Below are 20,337 nucleotides of genomic sequence, written 5' to 3'. Positions count from 1 at the left end.
GTTTAAAAAAGGAAATTAATACCCTTAGAAAAAATAGAAGATTATCTTCAAGTTAATCAATTTTAAAAAAAACCTGTAAAGCTCTATGATTTATCCAACTTACGTATAAGCAGTCATATAAGCAACTTATAAAATATGAGGAAACAATCATGTTAAAAAGAACACTTCCAATTGTCGCAGCAATCTCAATTGCTATCACTACCATGTCGCATGCTTCAACAGTCTTTGCTGCTGGGCATGTAAAAACCAACCAATTTTGGTGGCCAGATCAACTAAACCTAAGCCCTTTACGTCAACATGGTGATGAATCCAATCCCTATGGTGACAAGTTTAACTATGCTAAAGAATTTGCTAGCCTGGATTTAGCCCAGTTAAAGAAAGACATAGAAACCACCTTAAAAGATTCTAAAGCTTGGTGGCCTGCAGATTGGGGACATTATGGGCCCTTAATGATCCGTATGGCATGGCATAGTGCAGGTGTTTATCGTGTACATGATGGTCGTGGTGGAGCTGCGGGTGGTCAACAACGTTTTGATCCACTTAATAGCTGGCCGGATAATGCCAACCTAGATAAGGCGCGTCGTTTACTATGGCCTGTCAAACAAAAATATGGCCGTAAAATTTCCTGGGCTGACTTAATGGTATTGTCAGGCAATGTAGCACTTGAATCAATGGGCTTCAAAACCTTTGGTTTTGCGGGTGGTAGAACCGATGATTGGGAACCAGATTTAGTTTATTGGGGACCAGAAACTGCATTTCTTGCTGATAAGCGCAGAGATAAAAAAGGCAAACTTAAAGGTCCTCTAGCCGCTGTTGAAATGGGCTTAATCTATGTTAACCCCGTAGGACCACATGGCAAGCCTGATCCATTACTTGCCGCTGAAGATATTAGAATGTCCTTTGGCCGTATGGCAATGAATGATGAAGAAATTGTTGCTTTAATCGCTGGTGGTCACACCCTGGGTAAGGCACATGGAGCAAAAAGACCGGATAAATGTGTTGGCGCAGAACCTGCCGCAGCACCCATTGAAGCACAAGGCTTAGGCTGGAAAAATAAATGTGGTACGGGTGTAGGTGCTGATACTACAACCAGTGGTTTAGAAGGTGCCTGGACAGTGACACCTACTAAGTGGTCATCTAATTATTTGGATAACCTGATGAACTTTAATTGGGTGGAAACAAAAAGCCCTGCCGGTGCAATTCAATGGATTCCTGATAATAAGGGTGCAGCGAATTTAGTACCCGATGCGCATATACCTAATAAGCGTCATGCACCGATTATGTTTACTACCGATATAGCGCTGAAAGAAGATCCAAGTTTCCGCAAAGTGGTTGAACGCTTTAGAAAAAACCCTAAGGAGTTTGATAAGGCTTTTGCTAAAGCATGGTTTAAACTGACTCACCGTGATATGGGGCCTCGTGCAAGATACGTAGGTGCTGATGTGCCTAGTGAAGTGCTTTCATGGCAGGATCCTATTCCTGAAGTGAAGCATGCCTTAGTGACAGAGAGTGATATCGCTGCGCTTAAAAAGCAAATACAAGCTTCAGGTTTAACAACATCTGAATTAGTCAGAACTGCTTGGGCAGCTGCATCAAGTCATCGTGTGACAGATATGCGTGGCGGTGCTAATGGTGCACGTATCAGACTTGAGCCACAAGTTAATTGGGCTGTGAATAATCCTAAAGAGTTAAAGAAAGTGCTCAATAAGCTTGAATCAGTACAAAACAAGTTTAATAAGCAATCACCAAAAGCTAAAATATCTTTAGCCGATATGGTTGTCTTAGCAGGAGCAAGCGCAATAGAAAGTGCTGCAAAACAAGCAGGCTATAAAGTAGAAGTGCCTTTTACACCGGGTCGTACCGATGCATCACAAGCGCAAACTAATGTTAAGTCATTTAATTACCTAAAACCAAAAGCAGATGGTTTCCGTAATTACTACACGGAAGATAGCTATATGTCTCCAGCAGAAATGTTAGTGGATAAGGCTAATCTTTTAGGCTTAAATGTACCAGAAATGACCGTATTGGTTGGTGGACTACGGGCATTAAATGCAAACTATGATGGTTCAGCTTTAGGTGTTTTAACGGATAAGCCAGGCGTGTTAAGTAATGACTTCTTTGTCAACTTATTAGATATGTCAACTGCATGGACAAAATCTGAGTCTAAAGCAGGCATTTATGAAGGACATGATCGTGCTTCAGGTAAGTTAAAATGGCAGACAACACCGGTTGATTTAATTTTTGGTTCTAGCTCTGAATTAAGAGCCATTGCTGAAGTTTACGCTTCCGATGATGCGGATAAGAAGTTTATAAAAGACTTTGTAGTCGCATGGGTTAAAGTGATGAAACTCGATCGCTTTGATTTAAAATAAACGTAAGTTAGTTTTATAAGTACTAAACGTAAGGAGGGCTATGCCCTCCTTACGCAATTATTACGCCTAAAGTTTGACTGGTACTTAAACCTAAAATAGTAAGCAGATGAAACAAAAATATGTAAAAATTCCACAGATTAAATCGAGTTTATTTATACTGCTCGTTTTTTCTCTATTGACGATCAATAAAGGCCATGCACAAGATTCTATTCATGAAGTTGCATTATCATTCTTTGCTACCCTCCCTGAAACAATGCCAGGCAGTGAAGACGATACTCAGGCACAGATTAAGCTAGGCAAAAAATTATATTTTGACACTCAACTATCCATAAACAATAGTCAATCATGTAATACTTGTCATAATATTATTAATAATGCTCCAGGTGTCGATCACCAAAAAGTATCGATGGGAGCCTTAGGCGAAATGGGTACACGCAACTCACCGAGTACATGGAATGCCGGACTACAGGTGGCACAATTCTGGGATGGACGAGCAAAAACATTAGAACAACAAGCCTCATTTCCTATTTTTAATCCAAAAGAAATGGCAATACCCTCCAAACAAGCACTTATTCAACGATTGACTGATAATGGCTATCTCGATGAATTTAAACAGGCTTTCCCAGATCATATTGAGCCAATAATAATAGAGAATATTTCCAAATCACTGGCTGCATTTCAACGAACATTAATATCCAAAGATCGCTTCGATGCGTATTTGGCGGGCAATAAAGCAGCCATTAATCAGCAAGAAAAAATAGGCTTAAGTGTATTTATCGAAAAAGGCTGTGTCGCATGTCACAACGGCCCCTTATTAGGGGGGCAATTATTTATGAAAATGGGCTTGGTGCATCCTTACCCCAATAAAATCGATAGAGGGCTTGCTCACATTACCAATAATTCTGGTGATAATTATTTTTTCAAAGTACCTTCTTTGCGTAATGTCATTAATACCGCACCCTATTTTCATGATGGTGCTGGTATAACAATAGAGCAGGCCATCAAAGATACCGGCTGGCATCAATTAGGCATTAAGTTAAGAAATCAAGAAGTGTTAGCAATTAAAGCGTTCTTTAATACTCTTAATAATCAGGCAAAACTATCTTTTTAGGCCAATAAAGCTATAAACTAACTCTATACCCATGATACTTGAATAATTGTGACGGATATAGAGACGACAATGAGCAATCCCACACGACTAAAAATATTCATTTTTTTAGTGATTATCACATTCACAGAATGTTACGCTGACACGCTCTTATTGAGTCAGAAAGAACAACAATGGCTCAAAGAGCACCCCAATATTCGTATCGCTCATGATAAAAACTTCCCACCCTTTGAATGGCAGGATGTTGACGATGAATATCGTGGCATGTCAATTGAGATTTTAAATCTGATAGAACAAAAATTAGATATTAATTTTAAATTAATAGAAAAAAAGGACTGGACAGCCGTATTAGATGCTTTTAAGTCTGGACAGATCGATCTATTGCCCACCATTGCAAAAAATAAACAACGTGAACAATATATGTTGTTTACCAAAAGTCATATCAAAATCCCTGGGGTGATTATTTCTGCTCAAAAATATAGCAGCATTAAAGCACTCAATGGTAAAAAAGTAGGAGTGGTTAGTAATTACATTTGGGATGAATTGATTTCTGAACATGATAATGAAATTGAAATAGTGCGTGTGGAAACCACACAAATGGGTATCGAGTTAGCGGTATTAGGTGCAATTGATGCAATGGTCAGTGACTTGGCCTCGGTGAGTTATATTGTTCACCATGATGGCATAACAAATTTACATGTTGTACCGGTACAAGCAAAAAAAAGACAGTTCATGGAGTTAGCACTGGGTGTGAGAAAAGATTGGCCCATTTTTCAGCAGATACTCAATAAAACCTTGGCCAGCTTACAAACAAAAGAAATGGAAGTGATTCATAATAAATGGATAAAATTACAGAAGGTTTCTTTTTGGCAATCCAGTGAATTTCGTACCAAAGCATTACTGATCAGTCTTATTATTATGATAGGCTTTATTGCCATACTTTTTTGGAATCGTAGTCTAAAAATGCAGGTTGCACGCCGTAGTAAGGCATTGGAAAATGCCAATGTGAAACTTATTCATGCAGAAAAGATGGAATCAATAGGGCGTTTATCGGCAGGTATTGCACATGAAGTAAAAAATCCTTTGGCCATTTTACAAATGAGTATAGATTATTTAAAAGGTGAAAAAAATAATGAGACTATTGTTACCATTCTAGATGATATGGATGATGCCATTGCAAGAGCTGATAGGGTTATTAAAGGGCTGCTGGATTATTCCCGAGAAAAAGAGCTGATTGTCAGTCAGGGTAATATCAATGAAGTGATTGAAAAATCGCTTAAATTAGTAGAACATGAATTTAAGCAGCATAATATCGTATTACAAAAGTCCTTGGATAAGTATATCCCTAATATCGATATGGATAAAAATCGCTTACAGCAAGTCTTTATTAATTTGCTTATGAATGCGGTACATGCCATTAAGGAACAAAGAGAAAATCATATCAATAACACCGATAATAGTGATGGTGAAATAATTGTCCGTACGTTTTTAGATCATATTGAAGATGTAAAACAAGTAAAAAAATCGGCTGGACACTTTTATCTACATCAGGAAGTCATTGTAATTGAAATCTTAGATACAGGTTATGGCTTGGATAAGGGGCACGAAAAAAATATCTTTGAGCCTTTTTTTACCACTAAGGCAGTTGGTGAGGGAACTGGATTAGGCTTGTCAGTATCAAAAACAATTATAGGCTTGCATCATGGTATGATTACGATGACAAACCGTAAAGATAATAACGCCCAGGGTGTTATCGTGACAATTTATTTAGCCATAAACCTAAAAAAATCAGTTGAACCTACTGCGACCGCCTTATGCACTGAATCTTAAGGATTTTCCAGAACATTTTGACTTCACCCGTAGGGTGACTACGAATAAAGCCAAAATAACCTGTAAAACCCTTAATCTTCAGCACCTAAGTCGCTCTCGCTACGATTCAACTGATTATTTTAGGATAAAAGGAGACAAGGAAAATGCTTAAAAAAATATTAGTTGTAGATGATGAAGCTGTCCTAACCAAGATGATAAAAATGAATCTTGAGCGTACAGGCAATTATGAAGTACGTACAGAAAATCAAGGAAGCAAAGCATTACAAGCCACTAGAGAGTTTAAACCCGACCTTATTTTTATGGATGTCATGATGCCGGACATGAGTGGTGATGAAGCCATTGCAGAAATCAGAGAAGATGATAATTTAGCATCTATTCCCTATGTTTTTTTAACGGCCATTGTCACCAAGGCAGAAACAGAAGATATGGGTAATACTATCGGTGGCAATGAATTTTTAGCAAAACCGGTGAAAACAGATGAGTTGATAGAAACTATTGAAAGAATTTTAGAAAAATAATACGCTGATTTTATTTTGCAAGACTCTCAAAAAAATAAGAAAAACTGGTTGGTTTATATTATCTTGTGCAGTGATCAATCATTGTATACTGGAATTACAACGGATATTATTAGACGTTTTGAGCAACATAAAAGCAAAAAAGGAGCGAAATATTTTTATGGGCGAAAGCCTGAAAAAATAGTGTTTATAGAACAAGGCCATGATCGTGTCAGTGCGAGTCAACGAGAATATGAAATAAAAACTTTCAGCCGAAGTAAAAAGAACACGCTTATCTTTGAGGGTATTACAGAGTGAGTATTCTAAGTCAGTTGTAAATTTTTTACTGCAGCAATAAATTTTAAAATGACACTTTTGTCGGTATGTTTAGCATAACGGATCTGAATATAATGATTGATGATAAGTGCAATGGCTTGTTGTTGTTTGGGAAATTGTTGAATTGCCAATTGTTTAATTTTTTTTGGCCCATGATTATTACTTACCGATAAACCAGCACGATTAAGCTTGCTAATAAAACGGGCATAGTTTTTGACTATAGGATCGATTTTTTTACGCTGGTGAAAATAATTATAGACCTGATATAAAATCAATAGGCTAATAAAAGAGCCTATTAATAAGAAGATTAAACTTTGCCAATGAACATCAAAGCCTAATAATTTTAATAATAAATTCTGTTTGCTTTGGCCATAATCTAAAATCCAGTTATTCCAAAGAAATTTTACATTATCAATTGATTGTTGTATTTTCTTATAAAAATTATAGAGTTGTGTTTTTTGCTGGGCGCTGAGTTGCGCTAAGTCAGGAATATTTAAGGAAGAAAAACTCAGTCGATCTAAATTGGTTTGAAATATATCCGCTTCTATACGTTCAGGCGGAATCATGCTCGTTGGATCAATTCGAATCCAGCCTTTTTTATCTAACCAAACTTCAGCCCAGGCATGGGCATTGGACTGACGTACAATATAATAATCCCCCACATCATTTTTTTCTATACCTTGATAGCCGGTCACGACTCGTGCAGGGATGCCGGCAGCGCGCATCAATAATACAAAGCTACTGGCATAATGTTCACAAAAACCGCGTCGAGTTTGAAATAAAAATTGATCGGCTGGGTTATCGATCATGACATCAGGTTGTTTGGTGTAATAGAAGGGCTGATCTCTGAAATAGTTTAAGCCAGTGCTAATAATCTGTGTTTTATTTTTATAAGACTGTTGCCATGTTTGACCTAAGGCAAATGTTTTCGGATTGCTATTGTCAGGAAAATAAAGTGCTTCTTGACGTTCATGCTGATTAATTGTTTTGAGAGAGAATTGTGTTGCAGAGGTGACTTGATATTGTGTTAGCTGATAAATATTATTGTTATTGAGCAATTGTAAATCGGTGCTTAAATAAGCTCCATTTATACTATCACCCTGATACTTACTGGGCATCTCAAGGCTGAATAACCACTTTTGCTGATGTGGTTCCAAGGTGACGGTATAAGAAACAAAACCATCACTATTACTGATAACATCTGACAATTTCTTATGCAGCTTTTTTTGTGCTGCTTGAGACCAGATAAACCCATCGGTCTTAGTCAAAACTGGGCCACGCCAATAGAGCTTATCGGCAGTAGGCGGCTCACCATCAAAATCAACTCGAAAAGCGATTTCATTTGAATCAGCTAAATTAGTCACACTACCAGGAAACATTTTATCGGATAAGCCAGTACTTGCTGAACGGCCAGTTTCAGGTAAAGTCCATAAGGGGCCGGGGATGCGTGGAAAAAAAAGAAAGAGAATAATCGCTATGGGAATAGCCTTTAGCATTATACGGCCAATTAAATAAAGATTTTCTATAATGGCCAGTGGTGATTGTGGAATGCGATTAAAAGCACTGAGTAAGAGGCTGAGAATGATGATATTAAATACTATATATAGACTGAGTAAAATATCCTGAGAGTTTAAAAAATAAGTCATTAGCACAAAATAAGCTAAAAAAATGATCAGAAAAATATTGCGACGGTCGTTAATATTTTTTATTTCAAATAATTTTAAACAGATGAGTATGGACAAAAAACTCATCGAAGCTTGTTGAGAAAAATGCAGACCATAATTCATGACTAAAATAGCAATGGCCATAGCGACTAAAATAAAGCGTATAATGACCCCGGCACCTGGGATGATCCCCAGCGTATGCAAGCAAAACCAAGTTAAGATAAATAAAATAAAGACCACGATAGTGAAAGAAACTGATAATAAATGCGGGGTTAAAACAAGCAATAAGACACTTGCTAATAAGAACAATACGTTGACTAGACTTATGAGTGTTGTTTGCGAAAAAAATAGTTTTGCTTGAAATAATTTATACATCGGCTTGCCTAAATAAAGCCAGTGATTTTAGGCATTGCTGATAGTGCTTTTGCCCACGTTGAATGGGCAGTGTTGTTCCCGGTAAAACGAGTCCGTATCGATCGCCCTGTTTTTCAGCATCAATAATAAGGCGGCATAATTGACTGAGACGTAATTCATTGTCACCACTCAAATCATTCCAATCCAGCCAATACTCATTGTTATTAGCGCCAGAAAAAGTTTTTGTCAGCAAGCCTTGTTCACGGGCATAAGCTTTCCAGTGAATGTGTTTTAAGGATTCACCCCTTTGGTAACTCTTGAAACCACTGAAATCATCAAAGCCACGACCCTTGTCTGTTTGTCCCTCACTATTTGAGCCTTGGTTTGATGTATGTTCAAAGGCGTCGCTAGGCTTGGGATAAACAATGGCATCACAATCTAATTGAATATTCGTCCAGGCACGAAACAAGCCTAAGGGATATAGAGTAGAAATAGTAATGGGTTCTAATTGATAATGGCCACGTTGAGAACTCAAGGTGCTTAATAGTACTTGGGAGTTTTCATCACTTCTCACATCTGTTAATTCCTTGGCCGGTGAAACCGCTTTGGAAAATTGAATGGCAATAGAATAACGCGTGGTGTTTTTTTTATTTTGGGTTTGTTCAGCATGATGAATAATCAGTGGCAGACTCAGTGCCTGACCAGAAAAAACGGCTTTTACATGTGCGATGGAGAATTTTAGATTGAGTAAATTTTGCTGTGTCATGTGCATGGAAATAATGCCCATGCCAGCGAGTAAAAATGTGCAGAAAAAGATCAAAGAATTATTAAAATTTATCGCGGCTGAAAGCATCAATAAAATCAACAGGGCAAAAATCACGCCTTCTTTCGTGGGCAGGATGTAAATGCCTCGGGAAGAGAGAGTAACCGATTTTTCTTGTGAAACCCGTTTGAGTAACCAAATATGTAATTTAGCTGTAAGCGTCATAAAGTCACTTTATAATGAGATATCTTTAGAGCATAGAACGAATATTGAGTTTAGCAAAGCATTTGATAATTAAATCGGAAGGATGGGGCATAAAAAAGGGAGCTATAAGCTCCCTTTTTTTACTGCTTTCTAAGCTTAGCTAAGCCAAGTTAGAATTACTTCTTGTTGAGCTGATCTTTTAACAAAGCACCTAGAGAAGTTGTTGCAGAACCACCATCAGTATAACCTGACATGACTTCAGCTTCATCAGCAACTAGTTTTGCTTTGATAGATAAGTTAATGACGCGACTCTTACGGTCAACACCAATGAACTTAGCTTCAACAGTTTCGCCAACTTTCAGAATAGTTGAAGCATCTTCAATACGATCCTGAGACAGTTCAGAAACACGTAGGCTTGCGTCTACATTTTCTGCTAGCTCAATGATTGCGCCACGAGCGTCAACTTCTTTAACTGTACCGGTAACAATAGAACCCTTAGGATTCGCAGCAACGTAAGTTGAGAATGGGTCTTGATCCAATTGCTTGATACCCAGTGAAATACGACCACGTTCAGAATCGATTTCAAGTACCACAGCTTCTAGCTCATCACCCTTGTTAAAGCCAGTGATTTCTTCTTCGCCAGTGGTGTTCCAGGCAATATCAGATAAGTGAATCAAACCGTCAATGCCGCCTTCTAAACCAATGAACAGACCGAAGTCAGTGATTGATTTGATCTTACCAATGACTTTATCGCCCTTAGTATGAGTGGCTGAGAAAACTTCCCATGGGCTCTGTGAACATTGCTTCATGCTCAAAGAAATACGACGACGTTCTGGATCGATGTCCTGAACCATGACTTCAACTTCATCACCTACATTACACACTTTAGAGGGGTGAATGTTCTTGTTGGTCCAATCCATTTCAGATACGTGAACCAAACCTTCAATGCCTTCTTCGATTTCAACGAAACAACCATAGTCAGCTAAGTTGGTTACTTTACCCATTAGGCGTGTGCCTTCTGCATAACGTTCTTTGATCTTCGACCAAGGATCTTCGCCAGTCTGCTTAAGACCAAGAGAAACACGGGTGCGCTCGCGATCATATTTAAGCACTTTAACGTCAATTTCATCACCAACAGCAATGATTTCGCTAGGATGCTTAACACGTTTCCATGACATATCAGTGATATGTAATAAACCGTCAACACCACCTAAGTCAATGAAAGCACCATAGTCAGTCAGGTTCTTAACGATACCCTTAACAGTCTGACCTTCTTCCAGGTTCTCAAGTAATTTTTCACGCTCAGCAGAGTTAGCAATTTCAAGGACAGCACGACGAGAAACAACGATGTTGTTACGTTTTTGGTCAAGCTTGATAACTTTGAATTCTAATTCCTTACCTTCAAGGTAAGAAGCATCACGAATAGGACGTACATCAACCAGTGAACCCGGTAAGAATGCGCTGATTTCACCCAATTGCACAGTGAAGCCACCTTTGTTCTTGTCAATGATAGTACCCGTGACAGTTTCGTCAGCATCAAATGCCTTATCAAGACGAATCCAAGCTGCAGCACGCTTCGCTTTTTCACGAGACAGGCGAGTTTCACCATAACCATCTTCGATAGTGTCTAGAGAGACCTCAACTTCGTCACCGACGTTGATCTCACCATCACTAGCAAACTGGTGCAGAGGGATAACCCCCTCAGATTTTAGGCCTGCATTAACAACAACAAAATCGTTGTCGATGCTAACAATAACGCCTGTTACCAGGGAACCTGGTTTCATTTCAGTCTTTAATAGACTCTCTTCAAATAAATCAGCAAAGCTCTCGCTCATCGGGTATATCCTTGATCAAAAAATCTGATCACTGGTTAGGGTAAAAAACTATCATTTTAAGTTATTTTAAAAGAAGGTTTTCACAGTTAATAAATCGTTTCATCCTATGATGAGTTAATCATAGGGCTATTAAGGTGCTTTTATTCCTAATTTAAAATAAATGAGTAAAAAACCCAGGAATTAAAAATGGACTAAAAATCAATCACTTAGATTGGTTCTAGTTTAAAGAGGAAGAGCGGATACCGCTACAATAATCGCAAAACCTTAAATATAAGGCCGGATATTATAACAGTCTTTTATTGTATGATCAAAGACTTATCAATTTATTTTAGGGGTGAAATTGGGCTGATATTTAAGGAATAGGCAGGGCATCAAACAGCGCCATAACCTGGCTTTCATTCTGCTTTTGGTCATCTTGACTGACCAGTCGATGTAGAATAATTGACGGTAAAACAGCCTTAATATCATCAGGAATAACCATCTCTCGATTATGAATAAAAGCCCAGGCTTGTGCGGCGCGTAATAAAGCCAAACCCGCGCGGGGTGATAGGCCAGTGAGAAATGCCTGACTTTGGCGAGAAAACTGCAAAATATCTTGCACATAATCCAGTAAGGCCGAGGAAATATGCACTTCGCGTACTTGCTTTTGCATGGCTAATAACTGCTCTGTACTAAACGAGGGCTTGATACTCTTTAACAATTCCCGTCTATCCGCACCGCTCAAAATTCCCCGTTCAGTTTTTCGATCGGGATAGCCCAAAACGATACGCATTAAAAACCGATCCAATTGTGATTCGGGCAAGCTAAACGTACCAGCCTGTGTTTGTGGATTTTGTGTGGCAATAACAAAGAAAGGGTCGTCCAAAGGATAGGTTTTGCCATCCATGGTGATCTGTTGTTCTTCCATTGCCTCTAATAAGGCGCTTTGTGTTTTGGCGGTAGCGCGATTAATCTCATCGGCTAATACTAATTGGCTGAATACAGGACCAGGGTGGAATTGAAACTCAGTATTATTGCGATCAAAAATAGACACACCAATAATATCAGCCGGTAGCATATCACTGGTAAATTGAATACGAGAATAATCCAAGCCAAAGAGTTTGGCCAGCAAGTGTGCCAGTGTCGTTTTACCCATGCCGGGCAAATCTTCAATTAACAAATGGCCTTTTGACAGTAGACAAGCAATGGATAATTTAATAGCCTGTTCTTTACCGGAAATAATGGTATTGGCGGTATTTAATAAGTGAGTCAGCATGATTTATTAGTCTTTATTGCCTATATGGGTATGTTTAAGTTTTTTTTACATTTTTAATATCATTACTCAGAAGTATAGCAATCCAGCGGGTTTTCTCATTACTATCGCTAATAATTTTTAGCGCCATTGTGAGGGGGACTGATAAAAACATGCCAATGGGCCCTAATAACCAACCCCAAAGCACTAAGGAAAGAAAAACCACCAATGTCGATAAGCCCAGGCTACGCCCCATTAGACGGGGTTCAATAAAATTGCCGACAATATTGTTCATTAATAGATAGAGTAAAGCGACTTCGCCGGCAGCAATAAAACCAAATTGAATCAATGCCAGCAACACCGCAGGTACTGCCGCGATAATAGAACCGATATTAGGCACAAAATTCAGTAGAAAAGCCACAATTCCCCATAATATTGGAAAATCGATTTCCAACAAACTGAGTACTAAAATGATCGGTATCGCAGTGAGTAAACTGGTCATGGTTTTTATTTTAAAATAACGACTGATGGTGGCTGAAATATGTGCCCATTTTGCCATCGTTTCAGTGGGAGTTTTAGAAATTGAACTTAATTTAAGGCGAAATGAAGTGAGCTCCAATAATAGAAAAATCACCATTATTAAAATCAGAAAAATATTGGTTAAGGCACTAAGCACCTGATTAAAAGTGGAGCCAATAAAGCCCATTACTTTACCCAGATTGAATGTTTTACTGAGTTCGGTCATCTGCAAATTGATGCCAAATTGTTGTAAAAAAAGACCTAATGTCTTGGTAATGCTTTGCAAGCGATCTTGATAGCTGGGTAAATTGTCAAAGAAGCCCTGTAATGAACTACTGACAATCGAACTAATAAAAAAACCGAAGATAATCAGCGTAAAGATGATTAAAGACACAGCCAGTGAGGCGGGTACTTTTTTGTTCAACAACCAGAACATAGCGGGGCCACTAATGGCAGTGATAAATAAGGCAATGAGCAATGGCGATATAATGGCTTCGGCCAATTTAACTCCAGTCAGTATGATCACCAGAGAGGCCAGAGAAAATAATAATGGATAAGATGGCGTATTTAGTGACATATTAACAGAAGCTTCCTTTTTTCATTATTATAGCGGTGTTTGAGGCGAATACTATTAAGTAGTTCATGCTTATTGATATAAATTTATTACAACAGACAAAGTGAATGATTTATAATGCGCAATTGTTAGGCAATTAGTTATTGTGTTTTTAAATTGGAGTTAAATAGTGTTTTATACCGATCAGTTTGATGTCATTATTATCGGTGGTGGTCATGCAGGCACCGAAGCCGCGATGGCTGCTAGCCGTATGGGTTCTAAAACCTTGCTGATCTCACACAATATCGAAACCTTGGGTCAAATGTCCTGTAATCCAGCGATTGGCGGAATAGGCAAGGGACATTTAGTGAAAGAAATTGATGCGCTGGGTGGCTTGATGGCCAAAGCGACCGATTTGGGTGGTATTCAATTTCGTCGTCTCAATGCTTCTAAAGGGCCAGCAGTACGGGCAACACGTGCTCAGGCTGATCGAGTACTGTATAAGGCCGCTATTCGTTATGCCTTGGAAAATCAGGAAAATTTACAAATATTTCAACAGGCTGTCACTGATCTCATTATAGAAAATGAGCAAGTTGTCGGTGTTGAAACAGAAATGGGGCTTAAATTTAAGGCGCATACTGTGGTATTAACCACTGGGACTTTTTTAGGTGGCTTGATTCATATAGGCTTGGAAAACTACGAAGGTGGCCGTGCCGGTGATCCCCCTGCAAACAAGTTATCACAACGCTTGCGTGAACTGCCATTTGGTGTGGATCGCTTAAAAACCGGTACACCACCGCGCCTTGATGGTCGCACCATTGATTTTTCAGTGTTGCAGGAACAACCGGGCGATACGCCCATTCCCACCTTTTCCTTTTTGGGTAAGGCGAGTGATCACCCGCAACAAATCAGCTGTTATATCACCCATACCAATGAAAAAACACACGATATTATTCGCTCAGGCTTAGATCGTTCGCCTATGTATACCGGCGTCATTGAAGGCATAGGGCCCAGATACTGCCCCTCGATTGAAGATAAAATAAATCGCTTTGCCGATAAAGATTCACACCAAATTTTTGTTGAGCCGGAAGGCTTACAAACCCATGAAGTCTATCCCAATGGCATTTCTACCAGTTTGCCTTTTGATGTGCAAATGGCCTTTATCCGTTCCATGAAAGGCTTTGAACAAGCGACGATTATTCGCCCGGGTTATGCCATTGAATATGACTTTTTTGATCCTAGGGATCTAAAGTCCTCACTGGAAACTAAGTTTATTAAAGGTCTGTTTTTTGCCGGGCAAATTAATGGCACCACAGGCTATGAAGAAGCGGCGGCTCAGGGTCTCATTGCGGGTGCTAATGCAGCCTTGCAGGTACAGGGCAAAGATGCCTGGTCACCAGGACGAGAAGAAGCCTATATTGGTGTGATGATTGACGATTTAATTACCCAAGGTACATCAGAGCCTTATCGCATGTTTACCTCAAGAGCCGAATATCGACTCATTCTCAGAGAAGATAATGCCGACTTGCGCCTCACCGAAAAAGGACATGCACTCGGCTTGGTTGATGAACAACGCTGGCAAGCATTTTGTAAGAAAAAAGAGCTGGTTGATAATGAAATCAAGCGTCTGCAAATGACTCGTATTGGCCCTAAGGCTTTGACCGAAGAAGAAGCAATGGCAGTGTTAAAAACACCATTGAATAAAGACACCAGTCTTTATGATATGCTCAGAAGACCAGAAGTGACTTATGATTCACTCACCAGTTTAGACATTGCCGGCGATAAACTGGCCGATCCCATTGCTGCTGAACAAGTTGAGATACAAACTAAATATTCAGGCTATATCAAACGTCAATTAGAAGAAATTGACAAACAAAAGCGTTATGAAAATAAGGCGATTCCAGAGGGTTTTGACTATTTAAGCATTACTTCCTTATCATCCGAAGTGCGGGAAAAACTACAGGCAGCACGACCACAAACGGTTGGTCAGGCGAGTCGTGTGCCCGGTGTGACACCCGCTGCGATTTCATTATTACTGGTCTTTGTCAAAAAAGCAGGTCATTAGATGCCCATGAATCCCGATTTAAGTAAAAAACTGGCCGATGGCTTGCAAGTTCAAGGTCAGACGATTGGTCTGAAAGAACAACAGCAATTAATCCAATTCGTTGAACTGATGGTCAAATGGAATAAAGTGTATAACCTGACGTCGATTCGTCGAGCAGAAGAAATGATCACCCTGCACTTATTAGATAGCCTGGTGATGCTGCCTTTTTTTACTCAGCAAGATAACAAAATAACAACTATCTTAGATGTCGGTACGGGTGGCGGTATTCCCGGTATTCCCCTAGCGCTATGCTTGCCGGAAATAGACTTTGTCTTACTCGATGCCCGGGGCAAAAAAGTGCGCTTCATTCAAACCGCTATTGCACAATTGGGCTTAAAAAATGTCACTGCAGTACATGCTCGAGTAGAAGACTATCAACGGGCAGAGGAAGAAAAATTTGCCTGTATTATTTCCCGTGCCTTTGCTTCACTCGAAGATATGCTGAATTATTGTCAGCATCTCAGCGCAAAACAAGGCAGGTTTTTTGCTATGAAAGGGCAAATTCCAGAAGAAGAGATTGCACAACTGCCAGAAGGCTTTAGAATAGAAGCAATCGATGAACTCAAAGTGGCCGGTTTAAATGCCCAGCGGCATTTAATTCAGATCGCTTTTTCAGAATAAAAGTCTCTCTACTATACAGCGTTATATTCAGGATGAGATTTTAGCTTGAGGGCAAAAACAGCATGGCAAAAATCATCGCCATCTCCAATCAAAAAGGCGGCGTGGGCAAAACCACGACCAGCATCAATCTAGCTGCATCACTGGCTGCCACTAAACGGCGAATTTTATTAGTCGATATGGATCCGCAAGGCAATGCCACTACCGGCAGTGGTATTGACAAAAATGATGTTGAATACAGTGGCTATGATTTATTGATTTCCAGAACACCTGTTAAAGATGTCAAAGTGACTGTCGAAGATGCAGGTTATGATTTGATTCCCGGCAATGGTGATTTGACTGCTGCTGAAGTGGAACTGATGACTAAATTTGATCGCGAGCGCCAACTCAGCTATCGCTTCAAAGAAGTCGCCGATGACTATGACTATATACTGATTGATTGTCCTCCCTCATTGAATATGCTGACCGTCAATGCGATGGCCGCAGCCGATAGCATCATTATCCCCATGCAATGTGAATATTATGCCTTGGAAGGCTTAACCGCTCTGAATGATACGATTAATAGTATTAAAGAATCCCTCAATCCCAAATTAGAAATTGAAGGCATTCTAAGAACCATGTTTGATCCCCGTAATCGTTTAGCGATTGAAGTCTCACGGCAATTATTGGAACATTTTAAAGATAAAGTGTATCGCACCATTATTCCGCGAAATGTACGCCTTGCCGAAGCCCCCAGTCATGGTATGCCAGTGATCAGCTATGATCGCTCCTCCAAAGGTGCACGAGCCTATCTGGCACTGGCTGGAGAAATGTTACGTCGAGATGAAGAAATTGCTGAAACAGCATAAGAGTGAGAGCCTTACATCATTTGGGCCAGATCAATCCCGCTTTACACCTTGAATTGTAATTGTCAGGGTTTTTTACAGGGTACAGTATATAATAATTTTCTAAAAAACTAATCCACATCGTTAGAACAAGGCTGGGCGCTAATCTTCACGTTTATGAGTACATAAACGCGAAGATAATGAGTGTCAGCTTTTTTTACAATAATATTAAAATCATGTCATTACAACGCCTTATTTTTATATAACCTTTTGTTTATTAAGTGTATGTGTTTATTGGCATAAATATTGTATATAATTGGGTATGATAATTTGGTGGTAATATTATAATAATTAAGTAGTTACATTATTATAGTTAGTTGTAATATTATTGTAATTTTAAGTGGTAGAGGTATTTCAGAATGAAAAATATAATAAAAGTAGCAGCATCTGTTTCGTTAATTGCTTTTTCAGCAAGTGTATTTGCGACGCCAATGACATTTTGGGACACAGATGGCTGGACTCAATTTGCTAATGACGAAGGTCATACTTCAGGTCCAGGCGGCGGCGGTCAGGAGTTTGATGCTGAGTACCTTTATTACAAGAAGGATGGTAATACACTGTCTCTTGGTTTACAGACTGGTTTTGATGTTGTAGACGGTCATCTATTGTATGGTAACAAAAATTATTATGCAGGTGATTTAGCTTTATCTTTTGATGGTGCAACTACAATTGGTGATGCTTCAACCTATGAATATGGCGTAGACTTTGGCCTTTATACTGAAGGTTATTATAACGTTGGTACAGGGGTTGATATGGGGATAACGGGGATAGCTGGTACAGATGATGCAGGCTTATATAATGCTTCGTCTTGGAGTAATAATATCTACTATTCTTCTCAATCAAGTCCATTTGCTCTGAACGGTGGTACATTGGTTAAAAGTTTATTAACTAATAATTATGGCCAAGAGAGTGATAGTTACTTTCGCACCGTCTCTTTTGATATCACGGGCTTAGGTCTAGGTAGTGACTTTGATATTGACGCGCATTGGACAATGTCATGTGGTAATGACAATATAAATGGTGGTTTTTCAATTCCTGAACCTACTATGTTGTCTTTGATGGGTGTTAGCCTATTAGGTCTGGGTTTTGTTCGCAGACGTAAGATTAAAGCATAAGCTTAATAGTTCCAGGCTCAGTTTTAAAAAAAACTGTTCCGTGTTTGCGGAGCAGTTTTTTTATGCCCGGTGATAAGTGGTGGCATAATTTGATGTCAATTATCTATTGATAATTTTTTTGTGGTTTATTACATTCTTGAAAAATAGAAGCTAGATTTAATTATGCAATTAAAGCAACATCTTTATGCCCTAATTATGGTGTCAATAAGTATTACTTTTGGTATTCTATTATCAGAATATATATTGTCATGGCATCAGAATTCGATAGCACGCAGTTCAAAAATGGCGACAGGCATGATGCATTACCATCCTGAACTCGGTTGGGCCTTAACGCCAAACTGGAAAGGCGAGCATTCTCATCATGATTTTTCTGTTACTTACTCAACAGATGAACACGGGTTCAGACAACAACCCCGGGAAGGGAAAAGCACCACGGGAAGAAAAATTGCCTTAATTGGTGATAGTTTTACTTTCGGATTTGGTGTTAATGATTATGAAACCTTTGCCGCTAAGCTGGCATTGGATGATATTGATAATGAATATTTGAACTTGGGCGTACCTGGATATAGTACCGATCAAGAATACCTTTTGATGCAGCAACAAAGTAAAGAAAATATTAATGACTATGTGCTGATTTTCTATTTAGGCAATGACATTATTGATAACGCACTGCCACATCCCTTACAGGCAGAACCTGCCAAGCCATTTTTTGAGGTAAACGAAGGCGTGTTGGTATTAAAGAATATGCCTGTGCCCAAAACTAAGAAACCTGCTGTGTTAAGAAGCCAAACATTGAAAGTTATTTTATTTGGCAATGAGTTAAATCAATATGCTGTAGCATTTGATGGCTTGCGACAAAAAAGCCAAATTCTTAAATTACTAATCCCGCAAAAAGCCAATACAGATAGAGCGACCATTAATGCTATTCTTGATGGTAGGCTCAGCAAACAAAAATACTTGCTTTCTGTCTTATTTAAATCCATGCAACGGGAAGCTAAACATCAACAAACATCATTGAGTATCGCAATTTTACCGGGACGCTCTTATGTTGTTACCCCCGATTCTTATGCGGCAATTTTTCAAGAGTATGTTAGGAAGTATGTCATTGATTTATCAACAAGCTTGCAGATAAATACAATAGATATAGCAACGCTATTGAGAAAGAAATACGAAGCAGGGCAAACACAGCTATTTCATCCGAATGAAGGGCATTTAACTTCAAAAGGGCATGGAATAGTTGCAGGCATAATACAAAAAGAATTAATTATAAAATAGACGCCGGCCTGAAGAAACATGGGATTTTAGTTGCGATAAAATGCTCTATGTAAAGCCATTAATAATTTTCAAACTGAATTCCTATGTAAAAAACAAGCAATTTCCTTTATAATAGCGTGTTCATTGGAAATAAACATAATTAAGGACAACCACATAGTGGCAGGAAAAAAACGTGGTCTAGGCCGTGGTCTGGATGCTTTATTGGGTGGTAGTGCAAAAAAAGCTCGAGCAGATTTAAGTGAAGCAACAGAAGATACAAGTCAAAAAGCAAGGATGGATGGTGAACTGCATAATGTACCGGTTGAATTCATTCAGCCAGGTGTCTATCAGCCCCGCATTGATATGCACCCCGAAGCGCTTGAAGAATTGTCTAATTCGATTAAGGCACAAGGCGTTGTCCAGCCTATTGTGATCCGTCCTATTGGTGAGTCCACTGCCAGCGGTGACCAGAAATACGAAATTATTGCTGGTGAGCGTCGCTGGCGAGCTAGTCAAATGGCTGGTTTGGCCGAAATCCCTGCAATAATACGCGATGTACCCGATCAGGCCGCTATTGCCATGGCCTTGATTGAAAATATTCAACGTGAAGAACTGAGTCCCATTGAAGAGTCCGGTGCTTTACGTCGTTTGATTGATGAGTTCAATATGACTCACCAACAAGCCGCTGATGCCGTAGGCCGTTCACGGGCTGCAGTGTCTAATCTATTGCGCTTATTAGAGCTTGAACCGGGTACGCGACGTTTATTAGAAAATGGTGATCTGGAAATGGGTCATGCTCGTGCTTTATTAGCGCTTAAGGGTGAAGAGCAAAGTTATACCGCTCGACACGTGGTCAGCAAAGGCATGTCGGTTCGAGAAACCGAGCGCATGATTAAAAAAATCCTTAATCCAAAAGAAAAAGTAGAGAAGAAAGACGATCCCAATATTCTTAACCTACAACAAAACCTGACGGACAAACTGGGTGCAAAAGTGATTTTTCAGCACGGTAATAAGGGTAAAGGCAAAATGGTTATTCACTATAATACGGTCGATGAATTAGAGGGTATTCTTGCGCATATAAAGTAGCTGAAACTCGACT

At 39.2% G+C, this 20,337-nt stretch carries 16 protein-coding genes; 11 read left to right on the top strand and 5 right to left on the bottom strand.

The window, feature by feature from the left end:
* Positions 1-149: 149 nt before the first annotated feature.
* From katG to JEU79_RS03370, 5 genes are all read left to right on the top strand, one after another.
* On the top strand, positions 150-2,372 hold the full coding sequence (gene katG / locus JEU79_RS03390) for a catalase/peroxidase HPI (protein ID WP_198262968.1): 2,223 nt from the start codon (positions 150-152) through the stop codon (positions 2,370-2,372).
* 106 nt (positions 2,373-2,478) lie between these two features.
* Entirely contained in the window at positions 2,479-3,483 is a 1,005-nt protein-coding gene (locus JEU79_RS03385; RefSeq protein WP_198262967.1) for a cytochrome-c peroxidase, read from the top strand.
* 150 nt (positions 3,484-3,633) lie between these two features.
* Positions 3,634-5,310: a transporter substrate-binding domain-containing protein gene (locus JEU79_RS03380; RefSeq protein WP_198262966.1), complete on the top strand. Its 1,677-nt coding sequence runs from the start codon at positions 3,634-3,636 to the stop codon at positions 5,308-5,310.
* A gap of 143 nt (positions 5,311-5,453) precedes the next feature.
* The gene (locus JEU79_RS03375; RefSeq protein ID WP_198262965.1) at positions 5,454-5,828 is read left to right on the top strand and encodes a response regulator; all 375 of its coding nucleotides are present in this window, start codon (positions 5,454-5,456) and stop codon (positions 5,826-5,828) included.
* Positions 5,829-5,843: 15 nt separating this feature from the next.
* Positions 5,844-6,122: a GIY-YIG nuclease family protein gene (locus JEU79_RS03370; protein ID WP_198262964.1), complete on the top strand. Its 279-nt coding sequence runs from the start codon at positions 5,844-5,846 to the stop codon at positions 6,120-6,122.
* Positions 6,123-6,127: 5 nt separating this feature from the next.
* Here the strand turns inward: JEU79_RS03370 and JEU79_RS03365 are convergent, their stop codons facing one another.
* The 5 genes from JEU79_RS03365 to JEU79_RS03345 all read right to left on the bottom strand — a co-directional run bounded on the left by JEU79_RS03365 (position 6,128) and on the right by JEU79_RS03345 (position 13,287).
* The gene (locus JEU79_RS03365) at positions 6,128-8,179 is read right to left on the bottom strand and encodes a transglutaminase TgpA family protein (RefSeq protein WP_198262963.1); all 2,052 of its coding nucleotides are present in this window, start codon (positions 8,177-8,179) and stop codon (positions 6,128-6,130) included.
* On the bottom strand, positions 8,172-9,146 hold the full coding sequence (locus tag JEU79_RS03360) for a DUF58 domain-containing protein (protein ID WP_198262962.1): 975 nt from the start codon (positions 9,144-9,146) through the stop codon (positions 8,172-8,174). Before JEU79_RS03360 ends, JEU79_RS03365 begins: the two co-directional genes overlap by 8 nt.
* A 155-nt stretch (positions 9,147-9,301) precedes the next feature.
* On the bottom strand, positions 9,302-10,960 hold the full coding sequence (rpsA, locus tag JEU79_RS03355) for a 30S ribosomal protein S1 (RefSeq protein ID WP_198262961.1): 1,659 nt from the start codon (positions 10,958-10,960) through the stop codon (positions 9,302-9,304).
* A 352-nt stretch (positions 10,961-11,312) separates the two neighbouring features.
* The gene (locus JEU79_RS03350) at positions 11,313-12,215 is read right to left on the bottom strand and encodes an AAA family ATPase (protein WP_198262960.1); all 903 of its coding nucleotides are present in this window, start codon (positions 12,213-12,215) and stop codon (positions 11,313-11,315) included.
* Positions 12,216-12,249: 34 nt separating this feature from the next.
* On the bottom strand, positions 12,250-13,287 hold the full coding sequence (locus JEU79_RS03345; RefSeq protein WP_198262959.1) for an AI-2E family transporter: 1,038 nt from the start codon (positions 13,285-13,287) through the stop codon (positions 12,250-12,252).
* A 166-nt stretch (positions 13,288-13,453) separates the two neighbouring features.
* On the opposite strand from JEU79_RS03345, the gene mnmG reads away from it, so the two are divergent.
* The 6 genes from mnmG to JEU79_RS03315 all read left to right on the top strand — a co-directional run bounded on the left by mnmG (position 13,454) and on the right by JEU79_RS03315 (position 20,324).
* Positions 13,454-15,328 carry a tRNA uridine-5-carboxymethylaminomethyl(34) synthesis enzyme MnmG gene (gene mnmG, locus JEU79_RS03340; protein WP_198262958.1) on the top strand — a complete coding sequence of 625 codons (1,875 nt, stop codon included), beginning with the start codon at positions 13,454-13,456 and terminating at the stop codon, positions 15,326-15,328.
* Between the two features lie 6 nt (positions 15,329-15,334).
* The gene (gene rsmG / locus JEU79_RS03335) at positions 15,335-15,988 is read left to right on the top strand and encodes a 16S rRNA (guanine(527)-N(7))-methyltransferase RsmG (protein WP_198265840.1); all 654 of its coding nucleotides are present in this window, start codon (positions 15,335-15,337) and stop codon (positions 15,986-15,988) included.
* A 62-nt stretch (positions 15,989-16,050) separates the two neighbouring features.
* Positions 16,051-16,833 carry a ParA family protein gene (locus JEU79_RS03330; RefSeq protein ID WP_198262957.1) on the top strand — a complete coding sequence of 261 codons (783 nt, stop codon included), beginning with the start codon at positions 16,051-16,053 and terminating at the stop codon, positions 16,831-16,833.
* A 395-nt stretch (positions 16,834-17,228) separates the two neighbouring features.
* Positions 17,229-17,984, top strand: a complete 756-nt coding sequence (locus JEU79_RS03325; protein ID WP_198262956.1) for a PEP-CTERM sorting domain-containing protein — start codon at positions 17,229-17,231, stop codon at positions 17,982-17,984.
* Between the two features lie 162 nt (positions 17,985-18,146).
* Positions 18,147-19,259: an SGNH/GDSL hydrolase family protein gene (locus JEU79_RS03320; RefSeq protein WP_198262955.1), complete on the top strand. Its 1,113-nt coding sequence runs from the start codon at positions 18,147-18,149 to the stop codon at positions 19,257-19,259.
* A gap of 156 nt (positions 19,260-19,415) precedes the next feature.
* Complete coding sequence (locus JEU79_RS03315) at positions 19,416-20,324, top strand: ParB/RepB/Spo0J family partition protein (RefSeq protein WP_198262954.1); 909 nt, start codon at positions 19,416-19,418, stop codon at positions 20,322-20,324.
* Positions 20,325-20,337 lie beyond the last annotated feature (13 nt).

The sequence above is a fragment of the sulfur-oxidizing endosymbiont of Gigantopelta aegis genome, from assembly GCF_016097415.1.
In the GTDB taxonomy this organism is placed as follows: domain Bacteria; phylum Pseudomonadota; class Gammaproteobacteria; order GRL18; family GRL18; genus GRL18.
Note: the sequence above shows the minus strand (reverse complement) of the source record. Positions and strands in the feature narration are given on the sequence as shown.